This is a genomic window from candidate division KSB1 bacterium, assembly GCA_034506395.1.
Classification (GTDB): Bacteria; Zhuqueibacterota; Zhuqueibacteria; order Thermofontimicrobiales; family Thermofontimicrobiaceae; genus Thermofontimicrobium.
On sequence record JAPDPQ010000045.1, the window covers coordinates 17,368 to 34,866 of the forward strand.

Below are 17,499 nucleotides of genomic sequence, written 5' to 3' on the forward strand. Positions count from 1 at the left end.
CCTCCCCATTTACCGATAAACTCCATGGACTGCATATCGGCTAAATTAGTGCAAAATGCCTATAAAAGGGGCGGCGCGGAGAACCACCATCTAATGTACAGCCAGAGAAGAGGGCATTCCTCGCAATAAATTCCTTCCCGACAATTGGCCTTGGGCATCAACCAAAAATAAGATGCTATTCTGAGTGAGTCGCCCCCAAGCAAATGAATGAACAAACGGGGTTATTTTAATAATCGACCGTCTGCTGGCGGCTTGCTTGTTTAACTATGGACACAATGGCTGACCACTGCATTTAATTCGCCGATATTTTTAACAAACAATGGAGAAGAGCTCTAACCAAAAGAAGCGATTCGAAACCATAAAACTAGATTTTCATGAGCAATGATTTCAGAATTCTAAAGCAAATAGAAATTTGATTGTAAGTCACAACATTCTGAAAATCGATCTTGATTAATGGGTCATCCGATGATGTTAAGAAGAACATTTCATATCTCGATGCTTCTCTTTTTAATTTTGATGATGACTGGCAATGGCCAAAATTGTCGCGCCACTCAGTTGCCTGATCCAAATGATGGATCCTTTTACATCGCCGCCATAACCAATATCGGGGTTGATGGTTTGCTCGATGAATGGACCTCATATTTGCCCGTGCGATTGGATCGGGAGGAATTCGCGAAATATCGTTACCAAGATTGGAGGGGGCCTGCTGATTGCAGCGCGCGGTTCTGGTGGGCTTGGAATGAAGCTGGTATTTATCTCGCGGTCGAAACTGTGGACGACTCCATTGCCTTCCCATTTTCAGGGTACCAGTCCTGGGCCAACGATTGCATTCAATTTGCCTTCGATATTGATGATGACAACAGCCAAAACGAATATCGCCAAGACGATTACGAGTTTGTTGTGACTTGGGATGATAGCGGGGCGATCGTTTATGAGTATGACCAAAGCGAGGGTGCTGGTGTGGTCCGCCAACCGTTTCCAGCCGCAATGATGCAGCTTGGTGATACCCTCCGATATGAGGTCATGATTCCGTGGCATCACCTGCGGATAAACCTGCCTCTGGCTGGCAGGCATATTGGCGTTTCCTTAGTAGTCTTCGACAATGATGGAGCCCACTATCGTGGTTGGTTGGAATGGACGGCCGGAATTGCAATGAAAAAATTTACTCTGCCATTCGCAAATCTGCTACTATTCGATCCAGAGCATTCTTCAATTCAGGCCCTCCCTGCTCAATCTTTTTTGGCGATTCAAGATACTCTCGAATTTTGGCTCTATTCGCGCGCAGCCCGCAGGGGGATCAACCTTCGGATGGTACAAAATGATGAGATTTTGTTCAATAAACAGATTTCGGTCTCACGAAAAACTTGGAAAAAGATTCAAATTCCCGCAGCGATGCTCAAAGCTGGTCCGTTGCAGTTGCAAGTTGCTCACCAAAAGAACGTATTTAAATATGATTTGGCTATCTGGTCAAAAGCGCATATCGTCGACCAGATCGCTTATCTCGCCACCCAGGCGCGGGTGCTGAAAGATCTGAAAAATGTCGACCCTTCGGCCAACTACTTGATCCAGTATTGGATCGATGGACTGAATCACCAATTAAATTCTGCGATTACTGGGTTCGATTATTACGAAGTTATGAACCAGGCGCAAAAACGGATCGATCAGATCCCGAATCTGTATATGAACAAGCCAGTGTTTTTCGATCGGGAGTTCCGCCTGGTCGAACATGCGTATCGCTCAGCCCGGCTCGAAACGGTAAATCATTATGTTGTAGCGCTGCCAGAGGGATTCGATTCCGCTCAATATTATCCGCTATATGTTTACCTTCATAATGAAAATGAAAGCCCTGAAGCAGCGGCCAGGCGAATGGCGCCCGTCCTATCCCAATGGGAAAACCCACTCATCGGCGTTTTTCCCGGGGAATTCTACGGCGCAGAGCTCTCCCATCTCAGCTTGATTGAACTGATCGAATCGATCGATGATGTGCTTCAAAGATATCGCATCGACCCGAGTCGCATTCACCTTTCTGGTAACGGCCTGGGTGCCGAGGCAGCGGTGCTGTTGGCCCATCATTATCCCGACCGATTCGCCAGCGCAACCCTGTTATTTCCGCGGTTCTCCTCAAAACTCTCTGTTTCGAACCTCATTTTCACCCCGATCTGGGTGGTCGATCGGCTATCCCATTGGTCAGCAACCGAGACAACGTTACAAATTCTACGCGAAGGCGGAGCTGAATTAGAAACCATGACCTTAGCCGATACCAGTTTGGCGAAAATTGAAAGTCCATTTGGCGATCGATATTTGGATTGGCTCATTTCCCAACGCAAAGATCTGAGCCCAACTCAGCTAACGCTGCGCGTCAATCGCTTCGGACCGTCGGCAGCCTATTGGATTGCGATCAGGTCTCAGCTCGATTACAGCATCCCCAGCACGATTGAAGCCAGAATCGACTCTAATCAGCTTTTCATCAATTGTGACAATGTAACGGCGTTCCAAATTCTGGTGGATCGGCTGCCCCAGATGTCAGCCTGGCCGTTGCGCATCACCATCAATGCGAGCGAAACGATTCTGATCCAAAAGCAGCAGCTATCAGCCATTTTTGCTTTGGTCAATCGTCATTGGAGACCGCTTTCACCGACCGAATTGCCATTGCAGAAATCAGCGATCGTTCGAGGTCCCTTGAGCAACATTTTCGGTCGCCCAATAAAAATTGTGTATAGCACGCAGCATTCAGACCCAGCATTTAATCAGCTCAGCTATGATATTGCGTTGCGATCGGTCCAGATCGACCAGAGACATCATCTCAAGCAGCTCGTGCTGCCCGATACGCTAGCGGTCAAACAAAAATTGAATACGAATCTGATCATATTTGGCAATGAAGCAGCGAATAATTATTTGAAAGCCTTGGCGTCCAAATTACCTATTCAGGTTGCGTCCCAAGGGCTAAAATTTGGCAATTCCAATTGTTATGCACCCGGTGCAGCTTCAATCTACATCTATCCGAATCCAACGAATCCAAACTATCTCATCCTTGTGGCGCATGCCCCAGATCTCGAAGCACTGAAAAATATCGCTACGGTGTGGGATCTTTCGTATTTCAATAACATCTATGGCTACGACTATTTAATCGTGGAAAATGGGGTTGAGCGCTACCGATATGAGCACTGGATCGACTATGGCCATTTCGATCGAAATTGGGGCGTTGCCTGGTATCAACCCAATTGGAGCGATAAGCCCAAGCATTGGCTGGCAAATTTATCATTGGGATTGGATGCCAATCAGTTGTCCTTTAATAACAATTGGCGTGGTGGAGGTAAAGCCAGCTTTACCTGGAAAATTAATACGACCAGCGAGCTCAATTATCAACGAAGGTTTTACAAGTGGACCAATCGTCTGGTTTGTTCCTTCGGCCAGATTTCGGTTCAGGAACAGCGACATTGGAAAGCTCCGGAGAAATCCAGCGATATTCTGGACTACGATACCACTATTCGATTCACTGTGGATCGCTTGATCGATCCATATTTGGGGATGTCCCTGAACACCCAGTTTAAGGCAGGATATGATCCAAAAACTGAAGAACTGGTCTCCCGTTTCGCGAATCCATTGCAGCTAACTCAAAGCGTTGGATTAGCCTACAATCTGATGAAGCGGCAAAATATGCAAATCACTTCGCGTTTGGGAGGCAGCGCCAAAGAGCTGATCGCAAGCGATCGCCGATTACGGAAGCGCTGGACTGGCGACCAGTCGCGTGGGATGAAGATCGATGGAGGCGTCGAATGGCTTACGGAGATGAAGACGGAGATCAAACCAGGCGTCCAATACAACGCTCGACTGAAACTCTTTCAAGCTTTTGTCTCTTCCATTTCAAAAGATAAGGATCCTCATCAAAATTGGCACTACACAGATGTCCATTGGGAGCAAAATTTCTCGATCAAGATCAGCCAATTTATCGCAGTGAATGTCCTGACCAAATTCATCTATGATCGAGATACTTCTAAAGCAGGGCAGTTTTTGGAGAATGCCTCATTGGGGATTAGCTACAAGGCCCATGGATTGACTTTTTGATGATCACTCCATGCTCATGGGGAAGACGAACAAGCATCAATTGAACCCCGGAATCAGCTCAACTCACCAGCCAGCTCCATTAAAATCGCCGAAGCAACCAGCCCTGCGGTCTCAGTTCTCAATCGCCGAGGGCCCAAAGAAAACCGGAGATAGCCGTTCTCGCGGGCGAAATTGAGCTCCTCATTGGAAAATCCCCCTTCTGGGCCGATCAACACAATCGCGGATTGCAGCGGGATCGATCTTGCGCGCAGCTCCTGAACCAATTGCGTCAATCCCTTGGCACCGGCGCCACTCTCAGCAATGAAGCCCTGCTGCATCATCCCAGTGCTTCGAACCACATCATGGAACGGTTGTGGCGATCGGATCTCTGGAAGCACCGAACGCGCTGATTGTTTCATTGCGGCGATAGCGATTTTTTTCCACCGATGCTGCCGGTTTCCCGCTGGTTCTATGACCGAATGCTGACATAAGAGCGGAATGAAAACGGCCACCCCTAACTCTGTCCCCTTCTCGATGACCCAATCGAATCGTGAACCTTTTGGAACGGCCTGCGCCAATGTCAGATGAAAGTTCGGTTCGCCAAGAAAGCGACTGCGTTTTTGAATCTCAGCTTCTGCACCCCGCGTCGTAATCTGTGTTAGCACTGCTGTGTAACAATTGCCTTGGCCATCAACCACCTCAATCACATCCCGTACCTTCTTGCGCACCGCACGGGTTAAATGCACCAACTCTTCGCCCTCAATTCGCAAGCGCTCTTCTGTGACATTTTCCGGTGGAGTGTAAAATATCTCCCGATGTCTCATAAGTCTTCTCTAAAATTTCTGGACCTCTAAATAATCGCCCAATTGCACATATTTGAGCGTCGTTGCTGCGGATTCAGAAGTTTCTTTGATTCTGAAACATCTCCCAAAGTGATGCCTCTCCCTAACCTGAGCATAAAACGTCCGAATTCATTCCGGCGCCAATGACAGCAGGCCATGTCATCTTCGTACCAGAGAACAACCTATGGCTGCCTAAAAAGCCACTTCAATATCCGCGATGGCCTGAGCCTTTAAACGCTTGTTGAACCCGCATTCCACGCGGAATACTTCGACATAGGGCAGATGGAAGTGAAGCCCCATGCCGAAGCCCGATTTAACTTGGCGAATCGATAGTGGTTGATTTTGGGACCAGACCGCACCGCTATCGAAAAACAACCCAGCGCTGATGCCGAATTTCAAATTGCTGGAATATTGGCGCATTTGATCGATCAATGGCTCGACATCCAGATAACGGATCTTCAGCAGCGGGAAGCGCAATTCCGCGCCCCCAAAGGCGAAATTCTCTCCCTCAAATATTTCGTAATACCTGCCGCGAACCCGCTCTTCATAGCCCAAAAACGTCCGATCGTAACTGGGAATCTTGCCGTGTGAAAGATTGGCGCTTCCCCGAAGCGCTAAAGTAATATGATGGGACAGCGGCAGATAACAGCGCAGATCGGTGCTATAGCGATCATAATTGATCCTTTCGCCGATGCCAACATGCTTGCCAGAAAAGCCCACCCACCAACCGCGATGCGGGTATTCCTTGAGATCGCGATTGTCATATTGAATCCCCACCAAAATCGAGGGCAGGTAATCCGTCCCTGAAGGAGACAGCGTCAGACCAATGCCCGCAGGAGCGGTGAGCTTCATATAGCTGAGTGTCGCGCCAGTATAAAAATAGTGCCCAAAACGTTTGCCGATAGTCCATTCTAAACCAAGCCGCCGATCCTCATATGCGTTCAATGCCAGGCTCAAACTGCGAATTCGGCTATAAAACAGGTTGACGATGGTGAACAGCTTGGCCTCTCCCAAAAACCAGGGATTGTAATATGAAAATCTAATCTGTGGATTGTAACCGAAAGCCGCGGATAGGTTCAAAAGAATATTGCGCCCAAGGAAATTATAATAGAGCAGCTTACCGCCGTAGGAGATCTTTTTCCAGGTGCGCTCGTTGCGATAAACCAAGGGGATCGGGAAAATATACCATCGCTCATACACTGTGATGATCAATTTGGCTGAATCTGAATGCTCAACGATATCGAATTTCACCCGATTGAACAGAAAAAGACTCTGTACCCGCTTGAGGGCGGCTAAAAGCTCGCTCAGTGAGACGGATTGTTTCTCAGAAAAATGGAGCTCTCGCAAGATCACTTCAGGCCGGGTCTTGTTGTTGCCAAGAAGCTCTATCTTGTCAATTCGGTAGCGGATCGAATCGCTGCATTGAGCCTCATCTAACTCATTCGAATTGAGATAAATCTGACCCATTGCGCTCGCGACAAAACATAAAAGCCATAGGCTTGTCAAGCTCAATTTCTGTATCGTTGAAAATCTTCCCATCAACTTTCTCACCCCAAAGCGGTTCAACAAAATTCAATATTCCAAGTCAAAGCGAATTATCAGCAAATTGCCTTAACGTTGCTCAACTGGCGGAATCCAATTTGAAAGATATGATATCTCATGCTATCTACAACAAATTAGAGCCCCCACTATTACCAACCCCATTGGCGAAATTCGAAACATTCGTGCAATTCGCAGTCTCCAAACTGTCCCCTTTAACCCATCTAAAACCTCGGCATCAATCTCACCGTGAGCCGCCAGGCGTCTTTGGCCCGATCGGTCCGCTTGGCCACATCAATCCGGGCTAACTCATCAGAGAGGTGCAGACTAATCCCGATATCGGTCTTAAAATCATCGATCTTGAGGCGACTAAAATCTTCGATCGGCTGGTTGTTCTTTCCGCCATAATACAGCCACCCGCTCTCCACGAACACCCCAAACACAAATTGATTGGAAAAAGGCAGATACCGGATCGGCCGGCGACCCATGAATTGCTGGTTGAACAGATAATGCACCGTGCTATAGAGCAAGCGATTGCCGTTCTTGAACTCTTTGTCCTGATAACCCGCCAAGGATCCGATTCCGCCCAGGTCCATCAGATACTGCTCCGCGGTCGGATCGCAGCCCTTGCGAGCGCCGAGCATCAATTTCATTTGTAACTGCTGCGTCTCGAACGTCGGGATCAATCGCTTGATGGTGAGGAATAGTCCCTGCGTCGTCATCTCATCTCCGCGAGTGTATTCGGCAATCCCCTCGACCAACCAACCGCAATTGGGGACCTGATCCGTATCCAACCAGTCCAGCACCCAGAGCAATCTGGCACTGGTGGCATTTTCCTGGATCACGCCGGGATTGTCCCGAAATGCTTTATTTCGATAGAACAGTGACCAATTGGTCTGTCGCGCCAGCGATTGAAATTTTTTTCGATTCAGCTCGATGCGCATGGTATGTTGCTCCCGAAGTTTTAGATCGAGAAACGTCTGCCAGCCTTTCTGGCCGTAGAAGTCCTTCAGATCCGCTTTGAACAGCAGGGCCGCCAGGCTATTCTCCCAGTTGCTGATGTACCAATCGTCTAAGCTGGCAACCTGGTCGAAATAATAAGCGCCGACGGTTAAGGGACTGGCTTTGATGAACGAGCGCTGCAATCCAAATCGGTAACGAAACTGATCCTCAAACCCATATCCCAGACTCCCCTGCAACTTGATGTGCCAGAGCTTTTGACAATAGACCGCTATATCCATACCAGCAAACAAGCCCTGCACCCGATTGTAGCCAAACACTGGCTGATGCAACACCTCCCAGGCCCGAAAATCCAGCACCGTCTCTTCGGGCTCAATTTTGGGCACTTTGAACTGCCCTAGTCCTAAAGACCAATTCGAGATCATGAACCATAGAGCCATGGCGATCAAATGAATCCTCTGGCGTCGCCGACAATGATTTTCTGCTCTCATTGGGATTTCTCGTGAATGTTAGTGATCCATGAGCAAATTCGTTTGCTAAAAAATTTCAGGATGAAAATAATAAAAAATACAGTGAGAAGCAAGCAGTATTTCTGTGAGGCAAGTTGCCAATTTGTCCCCCAAGATCAAACAGATTCCATCGCTCGCAGCGATGGAATCCGTTTGGCTGAGTGATGGAATCCGTTTGGCTGACATTCTTAAAAAAGACCATGATTTTATTCGACGGGAGCGTCGGGTAAATTGCCAATTTGCCCAACAAAAAATGGCTTGCATTTTCCAGTCGATTTCTTTATATTCTTTCATCAATTAAAATATTTATATCATCAGCCATTTCATGAACTGCCTGGGGTAGTTGAATTTTGAAAATTAGCTTTTAATAATATGATGAACATCATTTATCCGCAAAGAGATGAATTTCTATCGTTGCTCAAGACCACGGCAGCTAACTCGCTCGATTTCATTGTCATCGTCACGGCCGCATTTACGCCACTGAAAGCTGATGATCTGAAAAAAATCCTTTATGAATGCGTACGGGTGCTAAAAAGCGGGGGGCTGCTTTTTGTCCAGGGTCGTCCAGAATATTTGCCTGAATTGGGTGTTCATCTCGACCAATATCTAAACTTCAAATATTGGATCGCTATCGAATCGACGTTGCATCAAAGAAAGAGCGGTCTGCCGACGGTTCATGCTGCTGTATTATTGTTCACTAAGGGAAATGATCGATTTAATATCAAACGAACCCGCTTGCCGCATCAATATTGTCATTTTTGTCATCGCACGCTGAAAGACTGGGGTGGCAAAGCCCATCTCATGAATCCCGAGGGCTATGTCATCTCCGATGTGTGGCGAGATTTGCCAATCGCAGACAATTATTCCCAGCTTTCCAAGCCAGTTCTGGATACAATCTTGCGGATGCTGGACTTTGAGCCATCCGATCAAAACACCCCCAGACTATTTCAACAAAGCGACGAGCATTTGATGAAATGTGAGCTGAATGGAATTATTGGGCCCAAAGAAGGAATTCAGCGTGACAATGTCGTGGCTGATCCTGCTTTTCAATACAGCTTGCCTGGTATTTTAAGGCCAATTGAACCGTATAATGAAACAACTTTTAATGTCAGCAATGAACTGTTCGACGTGGTCCATTGTGGCGATGCTGTCGAAATTCTTAAACGTTACCCCGATAATTCAATTGATCTGGTTTTTGCCGATCCACCGTACAATTTAGACAAGCCTTATGGGATTTATGATGATGAGCGAGAAAATAAGCGTTACATCGATTGGTGCAATTCCTGGCTATCCGAGTATGTAAGAATCTTAAAACCGACTGGCTCATTATTTGTCTTGAACCTGCCCCGCTGGACCATGTACCACGCTCAATTTTTGAATCAGCGCCTCTATTTTCAAAATTGGATTGTATGGGAGGCTCTATCTGAGCCTCGTGGCAAGTTGATGCCTGCTCATTATGGCTTGTTGTTTTATACCAAACATCCGACTAGTTTCACTTTCAATTATGATGAGGTTAGCCAGCTTGATGTTCGTTATTATTGCCTGCGATCATCCTGTATCAGAAAACGGAAGGCATTAGGAATTGATGATAAAGAGCCATTGACCGATTTCTGGTGGAACGTTCATCGGATAAAACATCGTCGCGATCGGGATTATCACCCGTGCCAGTTGCCCGAGGCTCTGCTGGAGCGAATCATTCGGCTGGCAACGAATCCTGGGGATATCGTGTTGGATGCGCTTTGCGGCACCGGGACCACTCCCATAACGGCTTTCAAATTGGGTCGGCGTTATGTGGCTATTGATATTGATCCAAATTATGTGCAAATAACCAAGCAAAAACTGGCCGAAATTGAGCAAAATGGTTTCGTAAGACGGCCTAGCATCCGAAAACCCCAGCGGGAATATACCAAGAAAGAACTGCAATTAGAATTGCGCAAACTGGCGGCTCATCTGGGACGGCTTCCAACGCCAGAAGATGTCAGAAAAATGAGCCAATATGATGTTCAACTATTTTTCGACATGTTTCCCTCATGGAATAAGGCGCTGAAAGCGGCACGTCTGGAGGTACAGGTTTGATCGAGGCGAGAAAAATATCATTTCAAGAAGCCTGGGATAGTTCAATCGTATTTTTTGTCGACGAAGAGCTCGAGCAGGAGATTGAATCGCAAGTCGAATCGTTATTGAAAACAGCACGGGATCAAAATTCATCCGAGTCCTCTCTCCCGAACATGGTCAATTTTCTGGTTCAACAAAATGATGGGCTGGATGTAATCCTGAAAGACCTGGAGCTATCACAGGAGAAGTTCATGCGCATCGTTTCACTGCTCAGAAAATTGGGCCGCATTCCAGGCGGATTTGATATTGAATGGGGCATGCAAAAAATAAAAAGGAAAATTCAGACAGATCCTGCTTTTGCCATCAAAATAGCGGAGCTTTTGCTAGACGGAAAAAGGGATGAAGAACTAAAAAATTACATTCCACGTTATTATCTTGACACATTGAATTATCGGGAAGCTCCAGTGGGTTCAGAAGCAAGTTTGAAAAAATTATACAAGCGACAACTGATCGGCACGTATGGCGCCAGGAAAGGCCATAAGGTAGAAGATCGAATTCAGCAGCAACTGATGAGCATTGAAGTCGCGCATGGCGTAGGCTATGCGAAGGGGCGGTCCCGAATAATCGAAACCGATATCGATTTTGCCATTCCGAATTTAGATGATCCCTGGGTGATCCTGATGAGTTCATTCCAGGAAACCACCAGCAGCGGACAATCCACGAAAGCGAGAGATATGCTTTCCGCTTATGAACGAGTGCTTCGCAATAATAGCCGCTATGGTGAAAAGCGAATATTTGTCAATTTTGTCGATGGCGGCGGCTGGCTCGCCCGAAAACGAGATTTCCAGCGTTTGGTTCAACAATGCGATTACTTCATCAACTTTCATTATCTGGATATGCTGGAGGCGATTGTGCTGAAGCATGTGCCGAGGAAATATTTTCAAAGAAACAAATGTCATTAAAGACTAAAAATCGGTTTTCTATTTATTGAAAAATGATTTGCTTTTTAGATTTATTCATTTTTTAATGCTAAAAATTTTAATTGCTTTTATTGAAATGTTTTTTCAATTTGTACGAAACGAAACGTCAGACAAATGTGGCTTTGAGCATCAGTAAGAGAATATGAGATCGATTTATCGAGTACATAAAAAGAAAATGAAGGACTCTAAGCTTTTACAGCAAATTCAGCAAAGCGTTCGCTCGATTATTCCCGATGCCGAAATCATACTCTACGGCTCTCGGGCTCGGGGTGAGGCGAGGGAAGATTCGGACTGGGATTTGTTAATTTTGGTCGATCAGGATGTCGATGCTAATTTAACGAAGTTAGTGAGAGATCGTTTGTATGAGATCGAGTTGGCGACAGATCAAATCCTGAGCAGCATCATTCGATCAAAAAAGGAGTGGAATTCTTCACAATATTCGATTTTGCCTTTTAAGCGCAGAGTAGAACAAGAAGGCGTGTTACTATGACCGAGGATTTCCGAAATGATCTCATTCGCTATCGTATCGAGCGGGCCAAAGAGACTTATGCTGAAGCGATTTTGCTGAAACAAGATAACCATTGGAACGCCTGTGCCAACCGGCTCTACTATGCCTGTTTTTATGCGGTATTGGCATTATTAGAAAAACACGGATTCTCATCCAGCAAGCACAGCGGCATCAAGTCTATTTTCAATCAAAATTTTGTGAAGACAGGAAAAATCAGCAAAGAACACGGCAAGCTGTTTAACAATTTGTTCGATATGCGGCATGAAGGCGATTATATTGACTTTGTCTATTTCACCGCCGAAGCCATCGAGCCGTTGATCCCAGCAGTGAATGAATTCATTAATACTGTAGCTAATTTGCTGGAACAATAAAAATTCACATGAGTGAGGTTAAAAATCCGTTGGCTTTATCTATCCGTTGGGCAGATAAAATAAATTTGCTACTCCAACGGATGAATGAAACCAACTGATGGCGAACTCAACATTCACAATCATGCCCAGACCCATCGAAATCGACATTCCTATCGAAGAAATCCAAGCCCGCAAGCGGCGGGTGGAGCAAACCAAACGCTTCGAGACGCCCGATCGGGTGCCTGTCATTCCTGCTATTGCCCATCGCTTTCTCATCCCCAAAGTCGGGGTGAAATTCAAAGACTATTACAGCGATCCCGAGACCATGCTGCGGACCCAGATTCTGGCCCAGAAATGGCTGATGGAGAACATCCGCACCGATGCCTATTCCATTACAGGCGCCTGGGTCGGTGCGTGGACCGATTTTCAGAACACCTTCGAGGCGGGCAGTCTCGGCTGCGAGGTGGTTTTTCCCGACGATGACATTCCCTGGGTTGGCAAGGGCTGGGTGCAGACCGATGCCGATCTCAAAAAACTGGAGCAGATCGATTTTGTGCATACGGGATTGAACGCCAGGCAGATCGAATACCGCCGCGCCATGATAAACGTGGCCGAGAAATATCCCGTCCGCTTCCAGGGCGGACCGATCTTCTATCCTGGCGAGAATCCCTCGCTCACCCATACGTCCGATGGACCGTTCGGCGTAGCGGGCGATCTCATGGGCCAGACCGAGCTGTTCACCGCAGTTTACGAGCGGCCCGAATTTGTCAAAGAGCTGCTCCGCATCGTCACCGACAAGCTGATTGAGTATCTCGATTTCTGCTGGGAAGAGGAGAAGCTGCCCGTGCCCAAAGATTTCGCCTGGACCGATGATCTGGCGGCTGGGCTCTCGGCAGAAGTTTATCGGGAGATCGTGTTGCCCTATGAAAAGAAACTCCGTTTCCATTTCGATGGCTATCTCAGCTTTCACATGTGCGGCAAAACCGATCACCTGCTGGAGATCTTTCGGGACGAGCTGAAGATCAACGAGTATCAGGGCTTTGGCTATGAGGTCGATCTGGATCGTATCGGCCAGATTATGGGCGGCAAGGTAGTGTTGATCGGCAATGTCAATCCCATGTTGATCCATTCGGGCACGCCCGAGCAGGTGCGAGAGGCGACGCGCAATGTAATCGAGAAACTGGCGCCGTATCGGGGGTTGATTGTTCAAGACGGCAATAACATTCCGCCTGGCTCGCCCATCGAAAATATCAATGCCATGATGGAAGCAGCGGAAATGTACGGACGATATGGGAGTTAAGCCGTAAGGCTTTTAGCCATGGAGTAATGGATTGTTGGAGTGATGGAGTTCTGATTGGCTGGAATGATGGAATAGTGGAATAATGGAATGGAGTTAAGCCGTAAGGCTTTTATTTCGTCAGGGTAAAAGGCTGACGCCTTAATTCCCTTCCATAACTTTTAACTTTTGGAGGACAATGCTATGAGAATGAATGCTCCCAAAGTCATAACTTGGTTGATTGCTGTCGCTATCGGTGTGGTAGGAATCTTGCTAAGGGTAGATGTGTTGAGGATTGCACAGCTTAAGCCGTATGAGTTTTGGGTCCTTGCTGTGGGGTTTGTCGTGCTGGCATTAGCCAATCTTTTCAAAAAGCTGTAAAGCGTACCTGCTTGTCCATGACCCTTGCGAGGGTTATAAACCTTCGCAAGGGTTATAGGACTCGGGTTGACTCATGAGGCTGGGGTAAAAGTTCGCTCTACCAAACTCACTTAACTGACTCAACATACTTAACCACTCAACTAAACCCAGAACACCATGACCCAATTCCACCGAACAGCGCTTTCCATCCTGATCATCACGCCCATCGGCTTTGCCAGTAAATTTTACCGCGGACCATCTGCTGCTTGGGTGAACGATTCGCTGGCCGGGATGTTCTATGTCATTTTCTGGTGCCTGGTCGTATTTTTATTCTTTCCAGATAGCAAACCCTGGAAAATTGCAGCGGTGGTACTGGCGATCACCTGCTTGTTAGAATTCCTGCAGCTCTGGCATCCCCCTTTTCTCGAATGGGTGCGAAGCTCTTTCATTGGCGCTACGATTTTGGGCACCTCCTTTGTCTGGTCCGATTTTCCGTACTATTTTCTGGGTAGCGCCGTTGGTTGGTTGTGGTTACGATGGATTAAGAGCTAAGACAAGTTAGCAATAGGAGGGAGTTAAGTTGAGAGCTAAGCAGGGAGCCAAGAAGGAAGTAAAAATGGAGTTAAGCTGTCAGGCTTTTAAAAGGCTAATGCCTTAATTCCTTCGAGGGAGTTAAGCCGTTAGGCTTTTATCACAGGAATTCAGCCGTCAGGCTTTTATCCAAAGGAGATGAACAATGATCGACATAGCCACTATCGCTGCCTCGGTAATCGGTGAAGTCGGCTTGAAAGAATTGCTTCGATTTTTAAATGGCAACAAGAAAGCGCTTCAAAAAGCTTATGAAAAGGCATTCCAGAATACTGTCGATTGGTACGAGAAAGAATATCCCAATAAAAGCGGCAGCAAGGACAATCGCTTCTTCCACTATCGGGCCACCGAGAACGAGCTGGCAAAACTGCTCTTTCTAAAGCCAGAACCAGATTTGTCGCTGATCTCCCGCATCGAGCTTAGACGTGGCGAATCGGTTCAACCCAGGGAGGTGCTGGCATTTGTCAATCATTTGAGAGAGGAACTGAGCCAGATTCGTGAGTGCGAGGCTGTGCTGGTGGAACGGGAAAAGTTTCTCATTCTTACTGGGATTAAAAGCGACACGGCAGATATCCGGGATGGCATCAAAGAGTTGGTCAATCTGAAAAAGAGAGAAATGGGATTGGAAGAAAAACTATCTGCCCAAAAGATCGTGCCCGATCCCACTCCCATCGATTGGCACGAACTGGAAAAGATGTTCCGCGATGTCTATCGGCTGGATCGATTGGACTACGGCCACCTGGGCACGACCCGCGATCGGCTGGAACATAAGTTGGAGTTGCAAAAAGTCTATGTTGCTTTGAACGTGAAAGATCGCACGTTCGATCGGATTGTGCAGGCGGCCAAGGTGAAAAAGTTATCCATTCAGCAGCAGAAAAATTTGCCGTTGTTGTTTCAGCGATTTGACGAATTGCTCCATCTTGAGCATGAAAAAGATCAGCGAATTGCTATTCTGGAAGAAGAAACCGACGAAGAGACGTCTCATACAATCGCCAAAAAAATCCTCGAAGAATGCAGATCGTCGAACCTCAGGCAGGCAGAGGTTATCATCAAAGAAATCATGTCGGGATTGCGTTTGGAGCGGGAACAGGTTTATCCTATTCTTTGGCAGTTGAGCAGTTGGGCGATCGTCCCTCGGCCGCTCGAAAGCATCCCGGCAAAAGCGCAATTTCATCTATTCATCGGCGATGCCGGTGCGGGGAAATCCACTGCTTGCCGTTATCTGGCCCTGCAATGTTTTGAAGCGCTCCGGGGGCGTGAACAGACCAGGTCTCCTGAAGAAACCTGGGTTGTGAAAGAGAAACCGCTGCCCATCTATCTGCGGCTGGAAGATTTCGGCAAGCTCATTGCAGAATATGGTGATGCAAGCTGCTGCCTGTTCGAATGCGCCGCACGGTTCTGGCAGCGATCCGACAAAACCCAATTATTCTCGGCCGGGCAACTTCTTTATGCGTTGCAGCATCAGCCAGTCTGGCTGTTCCTCGATGGGCTGGATGAAATTTCCAATGCAGAAAATCGCCTGAAATTGGCTGAGGCAGCGCGAGACATCGTCTCGTCGAACCAATTTCCCCAATTGCAGATTACGCTCACCAGTCGGCCAGCAGCTATTACCGATGAATTGCTCAACACGCTGGGCATCCCGTATTTCATCATTTTAAATTTGGAACAGAATCAGATCGAGGATTTTGCCTATCGCTATTTTGCCGCCAATTTGCTGGATGAAACCGAAGAACGGGTGAGGCAGCAGGCACAGGAGCTGATCGATGCGCTGGAAGAAGTTCCAGCAGCCCGAAGGCTTGCCACCAATCCGCTGCTGCTGACGGTGATTGCCGTACTGCATTACAAAGAGGGCAAGCTGCCCCACTATCGCGCTGAATTGTATGAGAAATGTATCGAGCAATTGATGGCGCAAAAAGCGGCCACACCGGGCAAGCTGGAGACCGGCAAAATTTCGTTCCAGTATCCACGCGGCGCCAGCAAGCCGATTATCGACTGGAACCACAACCAGATCATCGATATGCTGCGCGATCTGGCGTTTCATGCCCATCAGCGAACCGAAGATGAAGTGTTTTTAAACCCAGACCTGATGCTCCAGCGTTTGCGCCAGAGCGATCTCATTCCACCAGAAAAAAAATCCTCCAGTGAACTGGAAGAGGCGGCGAAATTTTTTCTCGATGAGTGCGATCGGCTCATCGGGTTGCTTGCGTTTCGTGGGGGACATTATATGTTTATCCATCGCACCTTTCAGGAGTATTTGGCTGCCCATTGGCTCAGCCTCCAGAAAGAGGCGGTGCAACGGCAGCATTTGTTCGCCATGCTGGAAAACGCCCCGCATTGGCGCGAGGTGATCCGGCTGTTTTTCAATCGGCTCGGCAAATCCAACCCGACGTTCGGCGAAGAACTGTTAGAACAATTGGGCAATCGGGCGATAGAGCAGAAGGATGTTTTACTGCTCAAATTAGCTGCCGAATGCCTCAGCGATTTCGAGGAGTATCAGCGCCGCTATCGGCTGCACGATAGCATCAAAGTGAAGCTGGTCAACTTGCGAGACCGATCGCACCGCAAGCCCCAGCTCTTTCTCGCCTGCGGCGACGCACTGGGAATGATGAACGAGCCCTTTATCGATCCGCTGGATCCGCCCATGGTATTGTTGAAGCCTGAAAAGCCATTTTTGATGGGCAGCAATGAAAATGATAATGAGAAGCCAATCCACCCAGTGCAACTCTCGCCTTATTGGATCGGCAAATATCCCGTGACCAACAAAGAGTTTGCTGAATTCATCAAAGGAGGCGGATATAAAGATGAGAAGTATTGGTTTGTCGAAGACTCCGCTTGCGGAGATGATGAAAGCAATTTCAAGTTTGATGGCAGAGAGTTTTTGAAAGAGCTGAAAGAAAAATTACCCCGCTATTGGCTGGATGAAAAATTTGGCCGAAGCCGTCCCTTAGCGCCCGTGGTGGGGGTCAGTTGGTACGAAGCCATGGCGTATTGTATGTGGCTAAGTGAGAAGAACCCAGGCAAAAAATTTCGACTGCCCACCGAAGCCGAATGGGAGTTTGCGGCGCGGAGGTTTACCAATAGAGAATATCCCTGGGGCAATGAGTGGCCCAATCCGAAATTGGCGAATTTTGATGAAAGCAAACTCGAGCAAACCACGGTCGTCGGCAGCTATCCGCCTGCCAGCGGCGCAGTTATGGGTGATCAAGCGGAGGAACAGATCTTTGATCTGGCAGGCAATGTTTGGGAGTGGTGCTATGATTATTACAATGAAGATTATTATCAGTATTCCCCAGAAAGAGATCCTAAAGGCCCAGAAACAGGTTATCGCCGCGTGGTGCGTGGTGGTTCCTGGAACAGCAACGAGGACTATCTGGCATGCTCGTTCCGTAACGGGCTCCTTCCTGTGTACCGTTACGGCAATGTTGGTTTTCGGGTGGCGTGTGGCGCTTAGTCTTGATCCTCTGTTTATCTGACAATTTGATAATCTG

The 17,499-nt window shown here is 47.6% G+C and carries 12 protein-coding genes; 9 read left to right on the forward strand and 3 right to left on the reverse strand.

Annotated features, from left to right (window positions below):
* The first annotated feature begins 465 nt into the window (after positions 1-465).
* The gene (locus tag ONB37_18690) at positions 466-4,065 is read left to right on the forward strand and encodes a DUF3078 domain-containing protein (GenBank protein ID MDZ7402189.1); all 3,600 of its coding nucleotides are present in this window, start codon (positions 466-468) and stop codon (positions 4,063-4,065) included.
* Between the two features lie 53 nt (positions 4,066-4,118).
* Here the strand turns inward: ONB37_18690 and ONB37_18695 are convergent, their stop codons facing one another.
* The 3 genes from ONB37_18695 to ONB37_18705 all read right to left on the reverse strand — a co-directional run bounded on the left by ONB37_18695 (position 4,119) and on the right by ONB37_18705 (position 7,876).
* The gene (locus ONB37_18695; protein MDZ7402190.1) at positions 4,119-4,868 is read right to left on the reverse strand and encodes a 16S rRNA (uracil(1498)-N(3))-methyltransferase; all 750 of its coding nucleotides are present in this window, start codon (positions 4,866-4,868) and stop codon (positions 4,119-4,121) included.
* A gap of 210 nt (positions 4,869-5,078) precedes the next feature.
* Positions 5,079-6,353, reverse strand: a complete 1,275-nt coding sequence (locus ONB37_18700) for a BamA/TamA family outer membrane protein (protein ID MDZ7402191.1) — start codon at positions 6,351-6,353, stop codon at positions 5,079-5,081.
* Between the two features lie 296 nt (positions 6,354-6,649).
* Positions 6,650-7,876: a hypothetical protein gene (locus tag ONB37_18705; GenBank protein MDZ7402192.1), complete on the reverse strand. Its 1,227-nt coding sequence runs from the start codon at positions 7,874-7,876 to the stop codon at positions 6,650-6,652.
* A 390-nt stretch (positions 7,877-8,266) separates the two neighbouring features.
* On the opposite strand from ONB37_18705, the gene ONB37_18710 reads away from it, so the two are divergent.
* From ONB37_18710 to ONB37_18745, 8 genes are all read left to right on the forward strand, one after another.
* Positions 8,267-9,970 carry a DNA methyltransferase gene (locus tag ONB37_18710; protein ID MDZ7402193.1) on the forward strand — a complete coding sequence of 568 codons (1,704 nt, stop codon included), beginning with the start codon at positions 8,267-8,269 and terminating at the stop codon, positions 9,968-9,970.
* Positions 9,967-10,911 (forward strand): hypothetical protein, encoded by a 945-nt coding sequence (locus tag ONB37_18715; protein ID MDZ7402194.1) that lies wholly within the window; start codon positions 9,967-9,969, stop codon positions 10,909-10,911. The genes ONB37_18710 and ONB37_18715 overlap by 4 nt, the downstream gene beginning before the upstream one ends.
* 160 nt (positions 10,912-11,071) lie before the next feature.
* Positions 11,072-11,419, forward strand: a complete 348-nt coding sequence (locus tag ONB37_18720; protein ID MDZ7402195.1) for a nucleotidyltransferase domain-containing protein — start codon at positions 11,072-11,074, stop codon at positions 11,417-11,419.
* Positions 11,416-11,808: a HEPN domain-containing protein gene (locus ONB37_18725; protein MDZ7402196.1), complete on the forward strand. Its 393-nt coding sequence runs from the start codon at positions 11,416-11,418 to the stop codon at positions 11,806-11,808. Before ONB37_18720 ends, ONB37_18725 begins: the two co-directional genes overlap by 4 nt.
* A gap of 97 nt (positions 11,809-11,905) precedes the next feature.
* Positions 11,906-13,087, forward strand: a complete 1,182-nt coding sequence (locus ONB37_18730; protein ID MDZ7402197.1) for a hypothetical protein — start codon at positions 11,906-11,908, stop codon at positions 13,085-13,087.
* A gap of 180 nt (positions 13,088-13,267) precedes the next feature.
* Complete coding sequence (locus ONB37_18735) at positions 13,268-13,444, forward strand: hypothetical protein (GenBank protein ID MDZ7402198.1); 177 nt, start codon at positions 13,268-13,270, stop codon at positions 13,442-13,444.
* A 156-nt stretch (positions 13,445-13,600) separates the two neighbouring features.
* Entirely contained in the window at positions 13,601-13,975 is a 375-nt protein-coding gene (locus tag ONB37_18740; GenBank protein ID MDZ7402199.1) for a DUF2809 domain-containing protein, read from the forward strand.
* Between the two features lie 184 nt (positions 13,976-14,159).
* Entirely contained in the window at positions 14,160-17,462 is a 3,303-nt protein-coding gene (locus ONB37_18745; GenBank protein MDZ7402200.1) for an SUMF1/EgtB/PvdO family nonheme iron enzyme, read from the forward strand.
* The last annotated feature ends 37 nt before the right edge of the window (positions 17,463-17,499 follow it).

Coding starts and splice junctions, on each gene's coding strand:
- ONB37_18690 (MDZ7402189.1), top strand. CDS start 466: ATGATGTTAAGAAGAACATTTCATATCTCGATGCTTCTCTTTTTAATT.
- ONB37_18695 (MDZ7402190.1), bottom strand. CDS start 4,868: ATGAGACATCGGGAGATATTTTACACTCCACCGGAAAATGTCACAGAA.
- ONB37_18700 (MDZ7402191.1), bottom strand. CDS start 6,353: ATGGGTCAGATTTATCTCAATTCGAATGAGTTAGATGAGGCTCAATGC.
- ONB37_18705 (MDZ7402192.1), bottom strand. CDS start 7,876: ATGAGAGCAGAAAATCATTGTCGGCGACGCCAGAGGATTCATTTGATC.
- ONB37_18710 (MDZ7402193.1), top strand. CDS start 8,267: ATGATGAACATCATTTATCCGCAAAGAGATGAATTTCTATCGTTGCTC.
- ONB37_18720 (MDZ7402195.1), top strand. CDS start 11,072: ATGAGATCGATTTATCGAGTACATAAAAAGAAAATGAAGGACTCTAAG.
- ONB37_18725 (MDZ7402196.1), top strand. CDS start 11,416: ATGACCGAGGATTTCCGAAATGATCTCATTCGCTATCGTATCGAGCGG.
- ONB37_18730 (MDZ7402197.1), top strand. CDS start 11,906: ATGGCGAACTCAACATTCACAATCATGCCCAGACCCATCGAAATCGAC.
- ONB37_18735 (MDZ7402198.1), top strand. CDS start 13,268: ATGAGAATGAATGCTCCCAAAGTCATAACTTGGTTGATTGCTGTCGCT.
- ONB37_18740 (MDZ7402199.1), top strand. CDS start 13,601: ATGACCCAATTCCACCGAACAGCGCTTTCCATCCTGATCATCACGCCC.
- ONB37_18745 (MDZ7402200.1), top strand. CDS start 14,160: ATGATCGACATAGCCACTATCGCTGCCTCGGTAATCGGTGAAGTCGGC.